General features: G+C 66.6%; 18 protein-coding genes. 7 read left to right on the top strand and 11 right to left on the bottom strand.

Annotated features, from left to right (window positions below):
• The first annotated feature begins 61 nt into the window (after positions 1–61).
• The 7 genes from LAQ73_RS02315 to LAQ73_RS02285 are packed head-to-tail and all read left to right on the top strand — an operon-like array spanning position 62 to position 5773.
• Entirely contained in the window at positions 62–1051 is a 990-nt protein-coding gene (locus tag LAQ73_RS02315; RefSeq protein WP_224269645.1) for an ABC transporter permease, read from the top strand.
• Positions 1052–2017: an ABC transporter permease gene (locus LAQ73_RS02310; RefSeq protein ID WP_224269644.1), complete on the top strand. Its 966-nt coding sequence runs from the start codon at positions 1052–1054 to the stop codon at positions 2015–2017.
• A 4-nt stretch (positions 2018–2021) separates the two neighbouring features.
• Positions 2022–3176: an ABC transporter ATP-binding protein gene (locus LAQ73_RS02305; RefSeq protein WP_224269643.1), complete on the top strand. Its 1155-nt coding sequence runs from the start codon at positions 2022–2024 to the stop codon at positions 3174–3176.
• Positions 3146–4504, top strand: a complete 1359-nt coding sequence (locus tag LAQ73_RS02300) for an ABC transporter ATP-binding protein (RefSeq protein ID WP_224269642.1) — start codon at positions 3146–3148, stop codon at positions 4502–4504. Before LAQ73_RS02305 ends, LAQ73_RS02300 begins: the two co-directional genes overlap by 31 nt.
• Positions 4505–4507: 3 nt before the next feature.
• Positions 4508–4993 carry a hypothetical protein gene (locus tag LAQ73_RS02295; protein WP_224269641.1) on the top strand — a complete coding sequence of 162 codons (486 nt, stop codon included), beginning with the start codon at positions 4508–4510 and terminating at the stop codon, positions 4991–4993.
• Positions 4986–5468, top strand: a complete 483-nt coding sequence (locus LAQ73_RS02290; protein WP_224269640.1) for a hypothetical protein — start codon at positions 4986–4988, stop codon at positions 5466–5468. The genes LAQ73_RS02295 and LAQ73_RS02290 overlap by 8 nt, the downstream gene beginning before the upstream one ends.
• Before the next feature lie 50 nt (positions 5469–5518).
• A complete protein-coding gene (locus LAQ73_RS02285; RefSeq protein ID WP_224269639.1) occupies positions 5519–5773 on the top strand; it encodes a hypothetical protein in 255 nt (84 codons plus the stop codon).
• A gap of 84 nt (positions 5774–5857) precedes the next feature.
• Here LAQ73_RS02285 and LAQ73_RS02280 read toward each other — a convergent pair whose 3' ends face one another.
• The 11 genes from LAQ73_RS02280 to LAQ73_RS02230 form a co-directional block, all read right to left on the bottom strand.
• Positions 5858–6073, bottom strand: coding sequence for a hypothetical protein (locus tag LAQ73_RS02280; RefSeq protein WP_224269638.1), 216 nt, complete (start codon positions 6071–6073; stop codon positions 5858–5860).
• 16 nt (positions 6074–6089) lie between these two features.
• Positions 6090–6620 (bottom strand): hypothetical protein, encoded by a 531-nt coding sequence (locus tag LAQ73_RS02275; protein WP_224269637.1) that lies wholly within the window; start codon positions 6618–6620, stop codon positions 6090–6092.
• A 1-nt stretch (position 6621) separates the two neighbouring features.
• Positions 6622–6870: a hypothetical protein gene (locus tag LAQ73_RS02270; RefSeq protein WP_224269636.1), complete on the bottom strand. Its 249-nt coding sequence runs from the start codon at positions 6868–6870 to the stop codon at positions 6622–6624.
• 119 nt (positions 6871–6989) lie between these two features.
• Positions 6990–7442, bottom strand: a complete 453-nt coding sequence (locus LAQ73_RS02265; protein ID WP_224269635.1) for a P-loop NTPase family protein — start codon at positions 7440–7442, stop codon at positions 6990–6992.
• An 87-nt stretch (positions 7443–7529) separates the two neighbouring features.
• Positions 7530–8099, bottom strand: a complete 570-nt coding sequence (gene hpt, locus LAQ73_RS02260; RefSeq protein WP_224269634.1) for a hypoxanthine/guanine phosphoribosyltransferase — start codon at positions 8097–8099, stop codon at positions 7530–7532.
• Between the two features lie 117 nt (positions 8100–8216).
• On the bottom strand, positions 8217–9974 hold the full coding sequence (locus LAQ73_RS02255; RefSeq protein ID WP_224269633.1) for a Na(+)/H(+) antiporter subunit D: 1758 nt from the start codon (positions 9972–9974) through the stop codon (positions 8217–8219).
• Positions 9974–11857, bottom strand: a complete 1884-nt coding sequence (locus LAQ73_RS02250) for a cation:proton antiporter (protein ID WP_224269632.1) — start codon at positions 11855–11857, stop codon at positions 9974–9976. The genes LAQ73_RS02255 and LAQ73_RS02250 overlap by 1 nt, the downstream gene beginning before the upstream one ends.
• Complete coding sequence (locus LAQ73_RS02245; RefSeq protein WP_224269631.1) at positions 11854–13425, bottom strand: monovalent cation/H+ antiporter subunit D family protein; 1572 nt, start codon at positions 13423–13425, stop codon at positions 11854–11856. The genes LAQ73_RS02250 and LAQ73_RS02245 overlap by 4 nt, the downstream gene beginning before the upstream one ends.
• Positions 13418–13783 (bottom strand): cation:proton antiporter subunit C, encoded by a 366-nt coding sequence (locus LAQ73_RS02240; protein ID WP_345778397.1) that lies wholly within the window; start codon positions 13781–13783, stop codon positions 13418–13420. The genes LAQ73_RS02245 and LAQ73_RS02240 overlap by 8 nt, the downstream gene beginning before the upstream one ends.
• Positions 13783–14307, bottom strand: a complete 525-nt coding sequence (locus LAQ73_RS02235) for an MnhB domain-containing protein (protein ID WP_224269629.1) — start codon at positions 14305–14307, stop codon at positions 13783–13785. The genes LAQ73_RS02240 and LAQ73_RS02235 overlap by 1 nt, the downstream gene beginning before the upstream one ends.
• Positions 14304–14843 carry a DUF4040 domain-containing protein gene (locus tag LAQ73_RS02230; protein ID WP_224269628.1) on the bottom strand — a complete coding sequence of 180 codons (540 nt, stop codon included), beginning with the start codon at positions 14841–14843 and terminating at the stop codon, positions 14304–14306. The genes LAQ73_RS02235 and LAQ73_RS02230 overlap by 4 nt, the downstream gene beginning before the upstream one ends.
• Positions 14844–14950 lie beyond the last annotated feature (107 nt).

The raw sequence follows: 14950 nt of genomic DNA, 5'->3' as shown, positions 1-14950 counted from the left end.
CCCAATCATGCCACAGAAACGCAAACAGCACGCGTACTAAGAAAACCGTGACCTCGAAACTATGACCAGAATCAGTGGAAAGTACCTCGCAAAGCGGCTTGTGGTCTCCTACCTCACCCTCCTGCTCATCATGACCCTGCTGTTCGCGCTCATCCGCAGCGCCCCCGGGACGTTCATCGACAGCATGATCTCCCCGGAGATGACCAGAGAGCAGGTCGAGCGCATTCAGGAAGTCTGGGGACTCAACGAACCGCTGTGGAAACAGTATCTCAACTTCATGATAAACTACCAGACCGGTAACTTCGGCCGGTCGCCGACGTGGAACGTCCCGGTCTGGGACCTCATCCTCCGCCGGATGCCGCGGACGCTCATCCTCTTCGGCGCGGCGTACATCGTCGCTTACATCGTCGGACCGCTCGTCGGGATGTATCTCGGCTGGTGGCGCGGTAGCCAGAAGGACAAGACCATCTTCAGCACCTCGCTCATGGTGTACTCCATGCCCGCGTTCTGGCTCGGCTGGCTGTTCATCTGGTTCTTCGACTACGAGATGGGCTTGCTCCCGAGCGCCTACATGCTGACGCAGTTCCCCGAGTTCGAGTGGAACGCCGTCACCGTGATGTCCGACGTGCTCGTTCACATCGCGCTCCCGCTCATCAGTCTCTCGTGTATCGGCTGGGTCGGCGCGATGCTCATCATGCGCCCGTCGATGAACAACGTCGTCGACGAAGGGTACGTCTTCCTGGCGCGTGCGAAGGGACTCGACGAACGCACAGTGATGATCAAACACGCGGCGCGGAACGCGCTTATCCCGGTTGCGACTGGCGCAATCGTCGGGTTGGCCTTCCTCATCGACGGCGCGGTCATCACCGAGGCCGTCTTCACCTGGCCGGGGATGGGGCAGATTCTCGTCGAGGCGGTGTTGAACAACGACTATCCCGTCACGCAGGCGGCGTTCTTCATGCTCGCCGTACTGGTCGTCTTCATGCGCCTCATCACCGACATCGCGTACACGTACCTCGACCCGCGCATCAAATTCGGGGAGGAGAACTAGATGGCTACCGAAGGAGAATCAACGACAGGACTCGAATCGTACAAGAGACAGTGGGAACCGCGCGTCGAGCGGCTTCGCCGCGGCTGGGACCGCTTCACCGAACACCGGATGGGCGTCATCGGCCTCGTCATCCTGGTGATCTTCTCGCTGTGGGCCATCGTCCCGAGCTGGTTCGCACCGCACACCCCCGACTGGATCGCTTACATCGGCTACGAGAACGCGCGCTTGACCGGCGAACAGGTGCGGACGCTGCCGCACCCGCCCGCGTTCGGCGAACAGTTTGGCGACCCGTTCTTCGCGCCGTTAGGCACCGACTCCTACGGCCGCGGTATCGCGACGCTGCTCGTGTACTCGGCGTCGACGGCGATGTACATCGGTCTCGCCGCGGGTCTGCTGTCGAGTCTCGTCGGCGTGCCGCTCGGCCTCATCAGCGGCTTCTACGGCGACACCTGGATAGACGAGACCATCCAGCGCTTCGTCGACGTGATGTACGGACTGCCGTTTCTGCCGCTGCTCATCGTCCTCGTGGCGATCCGCGGCCAGACGACGACAAACATCATCATCGGCATCGCCGTCACCTCCTGGCTCAACAACTGCATCGTCATCCGCGGCGAGACGCTCTCGCTGCGGACGCGCGCCTACGTCGAGTCCGCGAGAGTCGCCGGCGCGAGCGACCTCCGCATCGTCTTCCGACACATCATGCCGCACGTGCTCCCGCTGTCGTTCGTCTACCTCGCGCAGGACGCCGCCGCTGCCATCCTGACGCAGGCGGCGCTGGCGTACCTCGGACTGGCGGACTTCGCGACGCTGTCGTGGGGTATCATGCTGGAGAACATCCAGTCGGAGGGGTACATCTTCACCGCCTGGTGGTGGCTGATTCCGCCCGGTCTCGCCATCATGCTCATCGCAACGGCGTTCTACTTCATCGGCTTCTCGATGGAGGACGTGACCAACCCACAGAGATAATCAAATGACGCTACTGGAAGTAAACGACCTCTCGATACGATACGCAGTCGAAGACGCGGACGTCCACGCCGTCGACGGCGCGAATTTCACCGTCGACGCGGGTGAAACGTACGGCCTCGTCGGCGAGTCCGGCTGTGGCAAGACGACGCTCGCAAAGAGCATCCTCCACCTCCTGGACTCGAACGGCTACATCGAAAGCGGCGAGATGTGGTTCGACGGAACGCTCCCGCAGTGGGAAGACGGCAACGGCAGTCCCAGACAGGAGATCATCGACGACGACCGCTACCCGGTCCGCGCCGACGGGATGACCGACCTCGCGCAGCTGACAGACTCACAGATTCGGGACATCCGCTGGCGCGACGTGGCGCTCATCCCCCAGAGCGCGATGAACGCGCTCAACCCCGTCTACAAGGTGGGCGACCAGATCGTCGAGGCCATCCTCCGACACGAACCGCAGACGACGAAGCGCGAAGCCGACGAGCGCGCCCGCGACCTGCTCGAACGCGTCGGCATCGACCCCGAGCGCGCCGACGACTACGCCCACGAGTTCTCCGGCGGGATGAAACAGCGCGCGGTCATCGCCATGGCGATGGCGTGCAACCCGAGCCTGCTCATCGCCGACGAACCGACGACGGCGCTCGACGTCATCATCCAGGACCGCATCCTGGAGGAACTGGAGAAGATTCAGGAGGAGTTCGGCGTCTCCATTCTCGTCATCAGCCACGACATCAGCGTCATGGCCGAGATCTGCGACCGGATGGCCGTCATGTACGGCGGGAAGATCATGGAGCGCGGCACGCGCGACGACATCTTCCGCGAGACGGCGAACCCCTACACGCTCGGGCTGAAGAACTCGTTCCCGACCATCACGCAGAAACAGCAACAGCTCGTCTCCATCCCGGGGTCGCCGCCGCACCTGCGCGACCCCGACCCCGGCTGTCGGTTCCGCAAGCGGTGTCCGTTCGCCGTCGAGGACTGCGAGCGGAGCCACCCGCCGATGTACGACATCGCCGCCGTCGAGGAGACCGGGCGACTGCAGGAGTCGATGGACGACCGCCGTCACGGGTCGGCGTGTTACCGCAGTGACGAACTGGACGAGATACGAACGCAGTCGATGAAGGAGGAAACATGGAAGGAAACCGCAACGCAGAGTCACTAGTCGAAATCGAGAACGTCCACAAGTGGTTCGACATGACCCGGGGCATCCTGGACACCGTCCTCGGGCGCGAAGCGCAACCGGTCCGCGCCGTCGAGGGGGTCGACCTCTCCATCCAGAAGGGCGACATCGTCGGTATCGCCGGCGAATCAGGGTGCGGGAAGACGACGCTCGGCAAACTGCTCGTCAAACTGTACGAGCCGACCGACGGCGAGATCCGCTTCGACGGCAAGAACATCTCGAATCTGAGCCGCGAGGAGGAACGCGAGTTCCGCCAGCGCGTCCAGATGATCTTCCAGGACCCCTTCGAGAGTCTCAACCCCCGGATGACGGTGTTCGACGCCATCGCGGAGCCGCTGCAGATAAACGGGATGACCGACTCCTACGACGAGCGCCGCGAACGCGTGAAGACGGTGCTCAACGACGTGGGTCTCGGGCCCGCCGAGGTGTACCTCGACGCCTTCCCGGACGAGCTCTCCGGCGGCGAGCGCCAGCGCGTCGCCATCGCCCGCGCGCTCGTCGTCGACCCCGACTTCGTCGTCGCCGACGAGCCGGTGTCGATGCTCGACGTCTCCATCCGCGCCGGCGTGTTGAACCTGATGAAGGAACTGCAGAACAAGTACGACCTGACGTACGTCTTCATCAGCCACGACCTCTCGCTCATCCGCTACATGTGCGACCGGACGGCCATCATGTACCTCGGCAACGTCATCGAGCAGGGGCCGACCGACGACCTCGTCGAGGACCCGAAACACCCGTACACGAAGGCGTTGTTCGACGCGGTTCCCGACGTGGAGATCGCCGAGGAGCGCCGCCGTGCCAACGCCACCGGCGAGGTGCCGAGTCCGCGGAACCCGCCGTCGGGATGTCGGTACCACCCGCGGTGCGCCCACATCATCCCGCCGGACGACTGGCGCGGGAGCCAGGACGCTTTCCGCCGCGCGTATCAGTACAAGATACGCCTCCGGGAGGCGGAGTTCGAGCGCGAGGAGTTCGACGGCGACGACGCCGTCGAACGGATGCTCAGTCTGGGTCTCGCCCTCGACGTACCGGAGGAGTACCGTCACAGCTCCGAACTACGCGGTACCGGAATGGGCGTCGACGTCGACGAGCTCGACCTCCCGCCGGAGATCGAATCGTCGCTGCGGTCGGCGACGCGCATCTACCTCGACGGCGACAGAGTGGGTGCCGTAACGGAGTTGGACGCGCTCACGACGGTCTGTGCGAACGAGGTGCCGAGACCGCGGCCGCTCGACCGACGACGGGTCGCCTGTCACCTCTACGAGGGCGACGACGCCGAGCGGACCCCCGCAACCCCGCACGCGGAGTAACTCGTGGCACCAGCCCTCCGTTCGCACCTCCGCTCACGCCTGCGTTCGCCGACGGTCGTCTCGTTCGTCGTCGTGCTCGCGCTGACCGCGGCGCTGTTCGGTGCGACGTTTCAGACGCAGTTAGCGGTCGCACGGAGTGACACCATCGACGCCACGGTAACGGACCTCGGCGTCGACGACGACGGCGAACTGCTCGAAGTCACGATCCGCGCGGAGAATCCGACCAGCAAGGCGCTGACGCTATCGAGCGCTCAGGTGGTCGGCCGAAGCGGCGACGGGGAACTCACCCAGTACGGCACGCAGTCGCTCTCCGACGCCGTGCTCGCACCGGGAGAGGCGACGACGTTCACCGTCACCGTCGAACTCGTCGACGGCAGAGCCGAGGAGACGCGAGCGGCCATCGAGGAGGACCGTCTCCGCGTGGGCGGCGAACTCGTCGGTTACATCGAGAACGTACGCATCGCGTTCGGGGTGACCAACGGTGGGTAGCGGCGACTCGAACGCCGCGTCCGAGTCGGCCGCGCGGGGCGACGCCGCGCGACGCTCCGCGCGCGTCTCTCCCGCAGCCGACCAACTGCGTTTCGTCGGTGTCGGTATCGCCACCGGTCTCCTCGTCGCGCTGGCGGCGTACGGCGTCAACCGCTCGCAGATGGTCGCAGCGGTTCCGGCGTGGGTTCCGTTCGTCGCCGGCCTTCTCGGCGGTGCGTACGTCCACGTTCTCAGCCGTGACCTCGGCGAGAGCGTCAGAGCGTTCCTCGTCGCACTCGTCTTCTCGACGGCGTTGTACGTCGCCGCGGCGCTCGCACCGCTGTGGCTGCTGTCGTACGACCCGGTCGCGCGAGACCTGCTGATTCAGTCGATTCTCCGCGAAGAGATCGCGCGACTGGTGTTCGCCAGTCTGATTCCGCAGCTGTTCGTCGGCTATCTGAGCGCCGTCGTCGTCGACGGAACGTTCCGGTCGTAGCGGTCGGCCGGAGCGACGAACCTATCACTACCCGACCGGAACGGACGGCTATGTCGAAGGACATTCCGACTCGCGAGCGCTCGACGCGCGAGCGCGGGACGTACGCCGGCCACAACGAGGATCCGACGGTGGCGAGCTACCTCTCCTCGCTGTTCTTTCTGCTGTCGGTTCCGACGTTCGTCGCGCTCTCCTACGGCGGGTTCTACGCGGGGTACTACGGCGAAGGCGCTATCGTCCCCGTCTTCGGCGGCCTGCTCGTCGTCGCCATCAGCATCGCGTTCGCGGCGATGCACTACAGGCGGTAAACGGCGAGCGGTGAACCCCACCGAGACGGTGTGACGAACGTCGAACGCGCACCGAGGCTACCGGACGAACGTCGCTGTCGACGCTCACTCGAAGCCGCTCTCGATGCTCCCGTAGATAATCAGTCCCGTCGAGACGAGCACGAGCGAGATCTCGAAGCGCGAGACGCCGTCGTCGGTGACGAAGAAGCTCCCGAGACTGACGACGGCCAACGTCACCGCGAGTCCGAAGATGAGAAGTGTCCGGTTGACGCCGCTTTGGTACCACCGATACGCGCGTTCCTCCAGTTTTTCCAGGCTCACGCGTACTCGCTCGGCATCAGTACCAGATGTCTTTGTACTCGCACTGGACGGGTTCGGTGACGACGTTCGTCACGAGGGCGAGCGAGACGAGTCCGACCGCCGTCTCCATCTCGGCGGGCTCTACGTTGTCGGATGCCCATCCGGCGAGACAGACGCCCAGGTCGACGTGCCAGTCGTGGACGGTGACGAGCCACTCGTCGGGGAGGTCCTCGGCGTCGGTGCCGACGCGAAAGAGGTACTTGAACGTCTCGTCGGTCCGCTCGCGGAGGTCGCCTCCGGCCTCGTATCCGGGGACCTGCGGTGTGCCGAACAGTTGGACGAGTCGGTAGAGCGCGGTGCCGATGTCGCCGTACTCGCCGCCCTGCGACCGGCGATTCAACTCGACGTACGCGTCGACGTCGTCGCGTTCGCGGAGTTGGTCCTCCAACAGTTCGTCGCCGTCGTCGAGACGACGACGGATCTCCTCGGCGGGCACCGGTTCGAGCGTTAGATCACCCAGCGCGTCGAGATTCGGCGCGTCGGGGTGGTCGCGGATATCGATGGGCATCTCAGTAGGCGAACGTCATGAAGCCGCGCCAGCCGGCGTATCCGGCGGCGAGGCAGACGAGACCGGTTCCGATAACGGCGAACGAGTCGACGGTGGTGATGGCGTCACCGAGGCCGTTGAGGCCGAAGTAGAGGGTGATTCCGAGCATCGTGAGGATGTATCCGATGACCGCGCCCACGAGCGTCAGCCCCAGGGAGGCGAGGCCGACCGGCTGCTGCAGCCTCGGCGGGACCCGATGTTTGAGCGACATGGTAATCGTGCGTTCATTGTGGTGATATCATATATATCCCGCGCTATGAGTTCACACGGACGGCGAGTCCGCCTCGCCCGTCGGTCTCATCGGGTCTCCCGCGCGCCGAGTCACGTCGCTTACTCGGGACGTCCGTCCGTCTCGGAGCGACCGTTCGTCTCGGAGCGGTCGGCTGCGGCGTCGCCGTCTTCGGACCGTCCGCCGTCGGTGTCGGCGGCCTGCTGGTCGTCGGCGAGCGGTCGGTCGCGGGTGTCGGAGGGAGTGTTGCCCAGCGGACTCAGTCGCGGGTCGTACTCGGAGTCTGCGTCCGGGGTTGGCTTGCCCGCGGAACTGTCGTCGGCGTCCGGTCGCGTCGGCGACGACACGTCGCTCGTCAGCTCCTCCGCCGGGACGCGAACCCAGTAGCCGAGGACGATGAGCACCGTCCCGAGTCCCAGCGCGAGCAGAATCGGCTGTGAGAACAGCGACGCTTCCCCCGTGACGACCGACTGATGGAGCGCCTCGCCGAAGACGAGCGCTCCGGTGACGAGGAGGACCGTACTGATGAGATTCCGCGGGTTCGCGTGCGCCATACCGCCACTCGCAACCGATTGGATAAAAAAGCAGTCTTCGACCGCTCACCTCGCCGCGGTCGAGCGCCGCGTGGCGGCGTCCGTCGTCTATCCGTCGCCGTGTTCGTCGACGATGACGACCTCGCCGTCCTCGACGGTGACGTTGATGAGCGTCTTCACGTCGTAGTCGGTGTCGTCGAGCTCGTTCGGGCCGGCCTTCTTGATGACCGCGACCACGTCGACGACGTTCGCGCGGACGTCGTTCGTGAGCGCGTCGAGAATCGCTTTCATCGTGCCGCCGGTCGAGAGCACGTCGTCGAGAACGAGCACCCGGTCGCCAGCCTCGACGTCGTTGATGTACATCTCGCTCTCGGAATAGCCCGTCTCCTGAAACAGCGGTACCTCGCCGTCGAGGCCGTACTGGCGCTTGCGAATGACGACGAGCGGGATGTCGGTCATCAACGAGACGGCCGTCGAGATGTGGATGCCCATCGCCGCGGGCGTCACGATCTTGTCGACGTTCTCCAGTTCCGCCTTGCGGATGATCTTGATGACGATCTCGCGCAGCAGACTCGGTTCGAGCATCGGGACGCCGTCGCTGATGGGGTGGACGAAGTACTCGTACTCGCCTTTCTCGATGATGGGCGCGTCGCACAGCGACTGCCGCAACTGGTCCATGCCGACAGTTTCCGCGGGCCGGGATAAATGCTGGTGGTTCGGCGGTCGTTCGGGGGTCGGTGGCACGGGTCGGATTCGACCGAACCCGTCGAAGATGGCGGTCTCAGCGCCGCTCGCTCAGGCGGCGATGAGCAGTCCGACACCGACCGTCACGACGGCGGTCAGGAGGAGGATGCTCGTCCCGATACCCGCGCGAAGCGAGACGGGCCACGACGGGTTGCCGCTCTCGTCGGTGGCGGTCCGTCCCGACGCGCGTCTGAGCGCGTCCTTCGGATCGCTGACCGCCCAGGTGACGCCCGAGGCGGCGGCGACGGCCGCGCGGTCGACGGCCGCGTACGTCTCGGTGACGCCGCGGACCAGTCCGCGCGTCCCGTAGAACGCGAGCGGGTTGTAGACGGCGTCGATGTCCGGCACCTGACCGAGACGGTCGAGCGGTTTCTTGAGGATGGCGAAGCCGACAACGCCGAGCGCGGCCAGAATCAGTCCCTCCTGGATGTGGCCGACCGTGTACGTCGTGTAGTCGAACCCGCCCTCGTTGCCGGGGAGGATGGCGAACAGCGCGTCCGGGAAGAGACCGTAGACGACGCAGAGCGCGGCGACGCTCACCATCCCGACCATCTGGAGTCGGTTCGCGTCGTGGACCGGACCGTCGTAGCTCCCCTCGTAGAAGGCGTAGTAGCCGAGTTTGATGAACGAGAGGAACGTGCCGACGCCCCCCGCCAGCAGCAGATACCAGACGAGGTCGAGATGCTTGTAGTGCGCCTCGGCGATGATCATCCCCTTGCTGACGAAGCCGTTGAAGCCGGGGAAGCCCGCGATGGAGAGCGCCGCGATGACGAACGTCGCCGTCGTGACGGGCATCTTCCGGGCGAGGCCGCCGACGTACTTCAGACTCTCCTCGCCGGTCCGGTAGATGACGACGCCGACGGTCATGAACAGCAGGCTCTTGTAGAGGATGTGGTTGAACACGTGGCCGAACGCGCCCGCCGTCGCCAGCGTCGTTCCGATACCGACGCCCGCAATCATGTAGCCGACCTGCGACTGGATGTGGTACGAGAGGAGACGGCGCATATCCTTCTGCAGCACCGCCATCGTCGCGCCGAAGACGGCCATCGCCGCGCCCATGTAGGCGAGCCAGAGGTGACCCTCCGGGAACGCGCGGTACATCGCGTAGACGCCGGTCTTCGTCGTGTAGACGCAGAGGAAGACGCTGGCGGCGACGTGCGGCCGCGGGTAAGTGTCGGGCAGCCACGCGTGCAGGCCGACGAAGCCGACGTTGACGCCGATACCGACGGCCGCGAGCGCCAGCACCGCAGGTCCACCGCCGACGATACCTGTCGAGGCGCCGAAGAGGAACGAGCCCACTTCGGCGTAGTGCCAGACGATGGCCGCGAGGACGAGACTGCCGCCGATGCCGTGCAGCACGGCGTATCGGAAACCCGCCCGGACGGCCTTCCCGCCGTAGTCCCAGACGAGGAGCGTGCTCGTCACGGCCATCAGCTCCCAGAAGAACACGAGCGTGAGCCAGTCGCCGGCGAACACCGCACCGATGCTGGTACCGGCGTACGACAGCGCGTAAGCGGTCTGCTTGTTCGAGGCGTCGCTGGCGTACGAGTACAGCACTGCAATCGCGCCGATGAAGCCGAAGATGATGCCCATCAGCCGGGAGAACTCGTCGACGTTGAACAGCGCGACCTCGAAGCCGAACAGCTGGGTCACCCAGTACGTCCCCTCCGGCGTCAGGAGCGCGATGGGGACGACGACGCCCGTCGCCACGACGCCGAGCGCGTGGCCGACCCGTCGGGGGACGACCGGCAACAGCAGCGCGGCGACGAGCACGTAGACGAACGGCGGTATCGCCGTCAACGCCTCCATCAGAACAACACCCCCATCGTCGCGGCGGCGGTCGCAGTCGTCGCCGCCGTGACCACCTGTTCGACGATCTGCAGGAACACCGCCCGACCCGGCACGAGGCCGAGTACGACGGACCCGGTCGCGGCCGTCAGAATCGGACCGAGCATGAACCACGTGCTCTCGCCGCCGAGCCAGCTACGGCGCTCCCAGCCGCCGGTCGGCGGGCCGCCTTGGTGGTGGTGGTCGTGGTCCGCTTCGCCCTGCGCGTCGCGGTCGGCCATCTCCTCGGCCCCGTCGCCGAGTTCGCCGCCCTGTTTCGTGTGGTCGCTCGGATTGCGGTCGACGGCGTACTCGCCGGTCGGGTCCGCGGGTTTCTGGATCTCGTTCGCGCGGGCCCCGGCGCTGGCGTCGCCGGCCAGCGCGGAGCCGTCGCCGACGTCCGCGCTCTCGTCGCCGTGGCGTTTCCCCCCGTCGGCGGCGATGTCCGCCCGACCGCCGTAGCGGTGTTCGACGAGCGGTTTCCGGTCGTGGCCGCCGGGCGTCTCGCTCTCGAAGAACGCCTGGTAGACGACCGGCCAGAAGTACGCGATGTTCAGCACGCCGGAGACCAGCAGCGCGACGGTGAAGGCGACTTCACCGCCGGAGGCGGTGCCGACGAGCAGGTAGAACTTGCTGACGAAGCCGGCGACGAGCGGGATGCCCGCCATCCCGGCGGCGGCGACGCCGAAGGCGGTCATCGTCAGCGGCATCCGCCTGCCGATGCCGGCCATGTCGCTGATGTCGTCGGTGTGGGTCTCGACGTGGATGATACCCGCACAGAAAAACAGCGTGAGCTTCATGAACGCGTGGGCGGGGATGTGCAGCAGACCCCCGATGAGCGCGTACCTCGCGGGATCGCCGCCGAGTGACGCGCCGATACCGAGGCCGAGGACGATGTACGACAGCTGGCTCACCGTCGAGTACGCGAGGCGGCGCTTGAGGTTGTCCTGTCGGAGCGCGATGACGCTCGCCGTCAGCAGCGTGAAGGCGGCGACCGCCGCCAGCGGAACGCCGACGCCGAGGCTCCCGACCGTCTCGGGACCGAACACCTCGAGGACGAGGCGGGCGATACCGAACACGCCGGATTTGACGACGGCCACCGCGTGTAGGAGACCCGAGACGGGCGTCGGCGCGACCATCGCGTCCGGCAGCCACGAGTGGACGGGCATCAGCGCCGCCTTGACGCCGAAGCCGAGCGTGAGCAGTGCGAACGCCGCGCGGCCGAGCGTCGGGTCTGCGGAGGCGAGGCCCTCGATGCCGCCGGGTGTGAACGTCACGCTCCCGGCGAGCACGTAGACGAGAACAGTCCCGGCGAGGACGGCGACGCCGCCGCCGAAGGTGTAGGCCAGATACTTCCGACCGGCCGCGCGCGACTCGGCCGTCTCGTCGTGGCCGACGAGCGGGTAGGTCGCCACCGTCAGCAGTTCGTAGAAGACGAACAACACGAGCAGGTTCGCGGCGAACGCGACGCCGACGGCGCTGGCCACGCTGGCGGCGAACGCCGCGAAGTACCGGGTCTGGGCGTGTTCGTGCAGGCCGCGCATGTAGCCGATGCTGTAGAAACTGGTGACGAGCCACAACAGACTCGCCAGCAGGCCGAACAGCATCCCGAGCGCGTCCGCCTGCAGGGCGAACGCGACGGTCTCGTCGCCGATCGGGACGAACGCCCCGAGATTGGTCACGTAGGTGTCGCCCGCGAGCGTGCGCGGCACCATGCTCGCCACGATGACGAACGTCGAGGCGGCGGCGAGCAGCGTCCACGCCTCACGGACGTTCGGCCGGCGGTTCGACGCGTAGATGAAGGCGATGGCGACCGCCGGAACGGCGACCGCCGCGAGCGGTCTGAGTGATGGGATATCAGTCATGGCTGGAGTAGGAGTTCGAGGGTCGGGTCGAGCAGCGGTTCGAAGGCGGAGACCAGCGGGCCGAGTCCGACGGCCAACGCCGCCGCGACGACCACGACGGCGACCATCCCGACGGACGGGCCGACGAAGTCGGCGTCGTCACCTCTGCCGAGGGTGGGCGGTTCGTCGTCGTCCGCACCGCTCGTCTCACCCCCGTCGGCGACGGCCGCCGCACCGGTTCCGGTCGGCGAGTCGGCGGGCGTCTCCGTCGGCGCGGCCGAGCGGAAGTACATCCGCTCGATGAGGCGCAGGAAGTACGCCAGCGTCAGCAGCGTGCTCAGCAGGATGACGACCGCGATGGGCCACGACTGCGCTTGAATCGCACCGAGGGCGATGTACCACTTGCCGACGAAACCGACCGCGGGCGGCACGCCCACCATCGACAGCGACAGCACCGCGAACGCGGCGCTGAGAAGCGGCGCACGGGCGGCGAGGCCGTCGAACTGTTCGACGTATCGCACGCCCGTCCGCGCCGCGATGGCACCCACCGCGAGGAACAGGCCGCCTTTCATCACGGCGTGGCCGACGAGGTGGACGAGACCGCCCGTCACCGCCGCCTCGTTGGCGATGGCGAAGGCGGCGACGACAAGGCCGAACTGCGACACCGACGAGTACGCGAGCATCCGCTTGAGCTCGCTCTGCATCACCGCGAGGACGCTCCCGGCGACGATGCTGACGCCGGCCAACGCGAGGACGAACTCGCGGGCGTAGGCGACGGAGGCGAGGAAGTCGACGGTGTAGACGCTGTAAATCACTCGCGCGAGCGCGTACGCCGACACCGTCGAAACGAGCGCCGAGATGAGCGCGCTGATGCTGTCGGGGGCGCTCGCGTACGCCTCCGGTTGCCAGGAGTGCAGCGGGTACAAAGCCGTCTTGACGGCCAGGCCGGTCACGACGAACGCGAACGAGGCCCGGACGAGCGTCGACCCGTAGCCGACGCCGGCGATTTTCTCGGCGAGGTCGGCCATGTTGAGCGTCCCCGTGGCGACGAAGGCGTAGCCGATGCCGACGAGGAACAGCGACGCGCCGACGGTCCCCACGAGGAGGTACTTCAGCGCGCCGACGGCCGAGCGCCCGTCGTCGCCGGTCGCCACCAGCGCGTAGGCGGCGAGACCGGTGATTTCGAGGAAGACGTAGAGGTTGAACATGTCTCCGGTGATGCTCATCCCCGAGAGCCCGGCGACCAACAGCAGGTAGCCGGTGTAGAACGCCGGCGAGTGGGGACCGGCGCGGCGCGCGTAGGCGAGCACGCCGAGGGCGACGGCCGCGACCAAGACGACGACGGCGGCGTTGAGACCGTCGACGACGAGTTCGATACCGAACGGTGGCTGGAAGCCGCCGACGGTGTAGTCCAGCGGAGAACCGCCGGTGTACACCCGTGCGGCGACGGTTCCCGCCAACGCGGTGTGCACCAGCGAGGTGACGAGCGTCACGCCCCATCCGACCCGTTCGAACTTGTAGCCGACGACGAGCGCGAGCAGCGCGCCCAGAATCGGAACGGCGACCAGAAGCGCAAGCAGGTCACTCATCTGCGCGCACCTCCCGGAGGTTCACTTCGTCGAGCGTGCCGTACTCGGTGTAGATGCGGACGACGAGCGCCAGCGCTACCGCCGTCAGGCTCACCCCGACGACGATGGCCGTCAGGATGAGCACGTGCGGCAGCGGACTGACGTACGTCGCTCCTTCGGCACCGCTGCCGACAATGGGCGGGCTCGCGCCCTCGCGGTACGCCGACGTGATGAAGAACAGGAAGATGCCCGACTGGAAGATGTTCATGCCGATTACCTTCTTGACGAGGTTCCGGTTCTCGACCATCATGTACGCACCGATAGGCAGCAGCAGCGCGACGACGACGTAGTTGTAGCGTGTGAGTAGAATCTCTGCGATCATTGTTCGTCCTCCATCGGTTCACCCAACTCGAACCCGGCGGCGATGAGGAAGAACAGGCCGACGATGATACCGGCGACGACCGCGCCGATACCGAGTTCGACCAGTTCGATGCCGTAGGCGCTCGCGTGCGAGATGGGGTACGCGGAGTACTGTAGGAACGCGCCGTTCGGGAACAACAACGATCCGAATGCGATGGCGAGGAACGTCCCGACGCCGACGGCGATGAGGCCGAGGATGACAGCCGGGTTCAGCCAGTCGCGGACCGGACCGATACCGAACGCGAACGCGAGCAGCAGCACGACAGTGCCGGCGATGGCACCGCCCTGGAAGCCGCCGCCGGCCGAGGACGCACCGTGGAACATCACGAACAGGCCGAGCGTCAGGATGAACGGGGCGACGGTCCGGACGGTGGTCATGATGATGGTGCTCTCGACGTACGGCACCTGGTCGTCGTTGTGCGTGATGCGGTTGCCGGCGGTCCCGCCGTTCGAGGCGGCGCTGGGGGCGTCGTCGCCGCTCATACGAACACCTCCCGGCGCAGCACCAGCAGAACCGCGACGCCGGCGGTGAACACCACCACCGCCTCGCCGAGGGTGTCGAACCCACGGTAGGCGGCCAACACGGCGGTCACGGCGTTTCCGACCTCGGTCTCCTCGTAGGCGTTGTCGAGGTAGTACTGTGTGACCTCGCCGCCGACGACGGGCGAGTCCGCCGCGCCGATGGCCGGCAGCGCCGGCACCGTCGCAAGCAACACGCCGGCGAACGCGACGAGGACGACGAGCGACCGGAGTCGGACGCGCTCGAGCCGGCTCTCCCGGTCGGGGTTGACCGTCTTGGCGATAGTCAGGAGGAGCAGGAGCGTCATCACGCCCGCGCCGACGGCCGCCTCGGTGAGCGCCACGTCGGGCGCCTGCAGGACGACCCAGAGGACGGCGATACCGAGGCTGTAGGCGGCCGACGCGATGATGGCCGCGAGCACGTCCCGAAGCAGTGCGGCCGTGAGCGCACAGCCGATGACGAAGACGAGCGTCACCGCTTCGATGGGGGTAAACGTCATCTGTCACCTCCCTCTTCGGCGTCGCGCTCGGCGGCCGCCGCGCTGCGGTCGGTCTCCGACGTGGGGCCGCCGTCGGTCGCCAGCGACTCGGAGCCGTCGGCGTCCTC

Source organism: Haloprofundus salinisoli (assembly GCF_020097815.1).
Classification (GTDB): Archaea; Halobacteriota; Halobacteria; order Halobacteriales; family Haloferacaceae; genus Haloprofundus; species Haloprofundus salinisoli.
The sequence above is the reverse complement of the archived record's forward strand: the minus strand, read 5'-3'. Positions and strand labels throughout refer to the sequence as shown.

Coding starts and splice junctions, on each gene's coding strand:
- LAQ73_RS02310 (WP_224269644.1), top strand. CDS start 1,052: ATGGCTACCGAAGGAGAATCAACGACAGGACTCGAATCGTACAAGAGA.
- LAQ73_RS02300 (WP_224269642.1), top strand. CDS start 3,146: ATGGAAGGAAACCGCAACGCAGAGTCACTAGTCGAAATCGAGAACGTC.
- hpt (WP_224269634.1), bottom strand. CDS start 8,099: ATGGACCAGTTGCGGCAGTCGCTGTGCGACGCGCCCATCATCGAGAAA.
- LAQ73_RS02230 (WP_224269628.1), bottom strand. CDS start 14,843: ATGACGTTTACCCCCATCGAAGCGGTGACGCTCGTCTTCGTCATCGGC.
- LAQ73_RS02255 (WP_224269633.1), bottom strand. CDS start 9,974: ATGGAGGCGTTGACGGCGATACCGCCGTTCGTCTACGTGCTCGTCGCC.
- LAQ73_RS02235 (WP_224269629.1), bottom strand. CDS start 14,307: ATGAGCGGCGACGACGCCCCCAGCGCCGCCTCGAACGGCGGGACCGCC.
- LAQ73_RS02270 (WP_224269636.1), bottom strand. CDS start 6,870: ATGTCGCTCAAACATCGGGTCCCGCCGAGGCTGCAGCAGCCGGTCGGC.
- LAQ73_RS02275 (WP_224269637.1), bottom strand. CDS start 6,620: ATGCCCATCGATATCCGCGACCACCCCGACGCGCCGAATCTCGACGCG.
- LAQ73_RS02315 (WP_224269645.1), top strand. CDS start 62: ATGACCAGAATCAGTGGAAAGTACCTCGCAAAGCGGCTTGTGGTCTCC.
- LAQ73_RS02245 (WP_224269631.1), bottom strand. CDS start 13,425: ATGAGTGACCTGCTTGCGCTTCTGGTCGCCGTTCCGATTCTGGGCGCG.
- LAQ73_RS02305 (WP_224269643.1), top strand. CDS start 2,022: ATGACGCTACTGGAAGTAAACGACCTCTCGATACGATACGCAGTCGAA.
- LAQ73_RS02250 (WP_224269632.1), bottom strand. CDS start 11,857: ATGACTGATATCCCATCACTCAGACCGCTCGCGGCGGTCGCCGTTCCG.
- LAQ73_RS02265 (WP_224269635.1), bottom strand. CDS start 7,442: ATGGCGCACGCGAACCCGCGGAATCTCATCAGTACGGTCCTCCTCGTC.
- LAQ73_RS02285 (WP_224269639.1), top strand. CDS start 5,519: ATGTCGAAGGACATTCCGACTCGCGAGCGCTCGACGCGCGAGCGCGGG.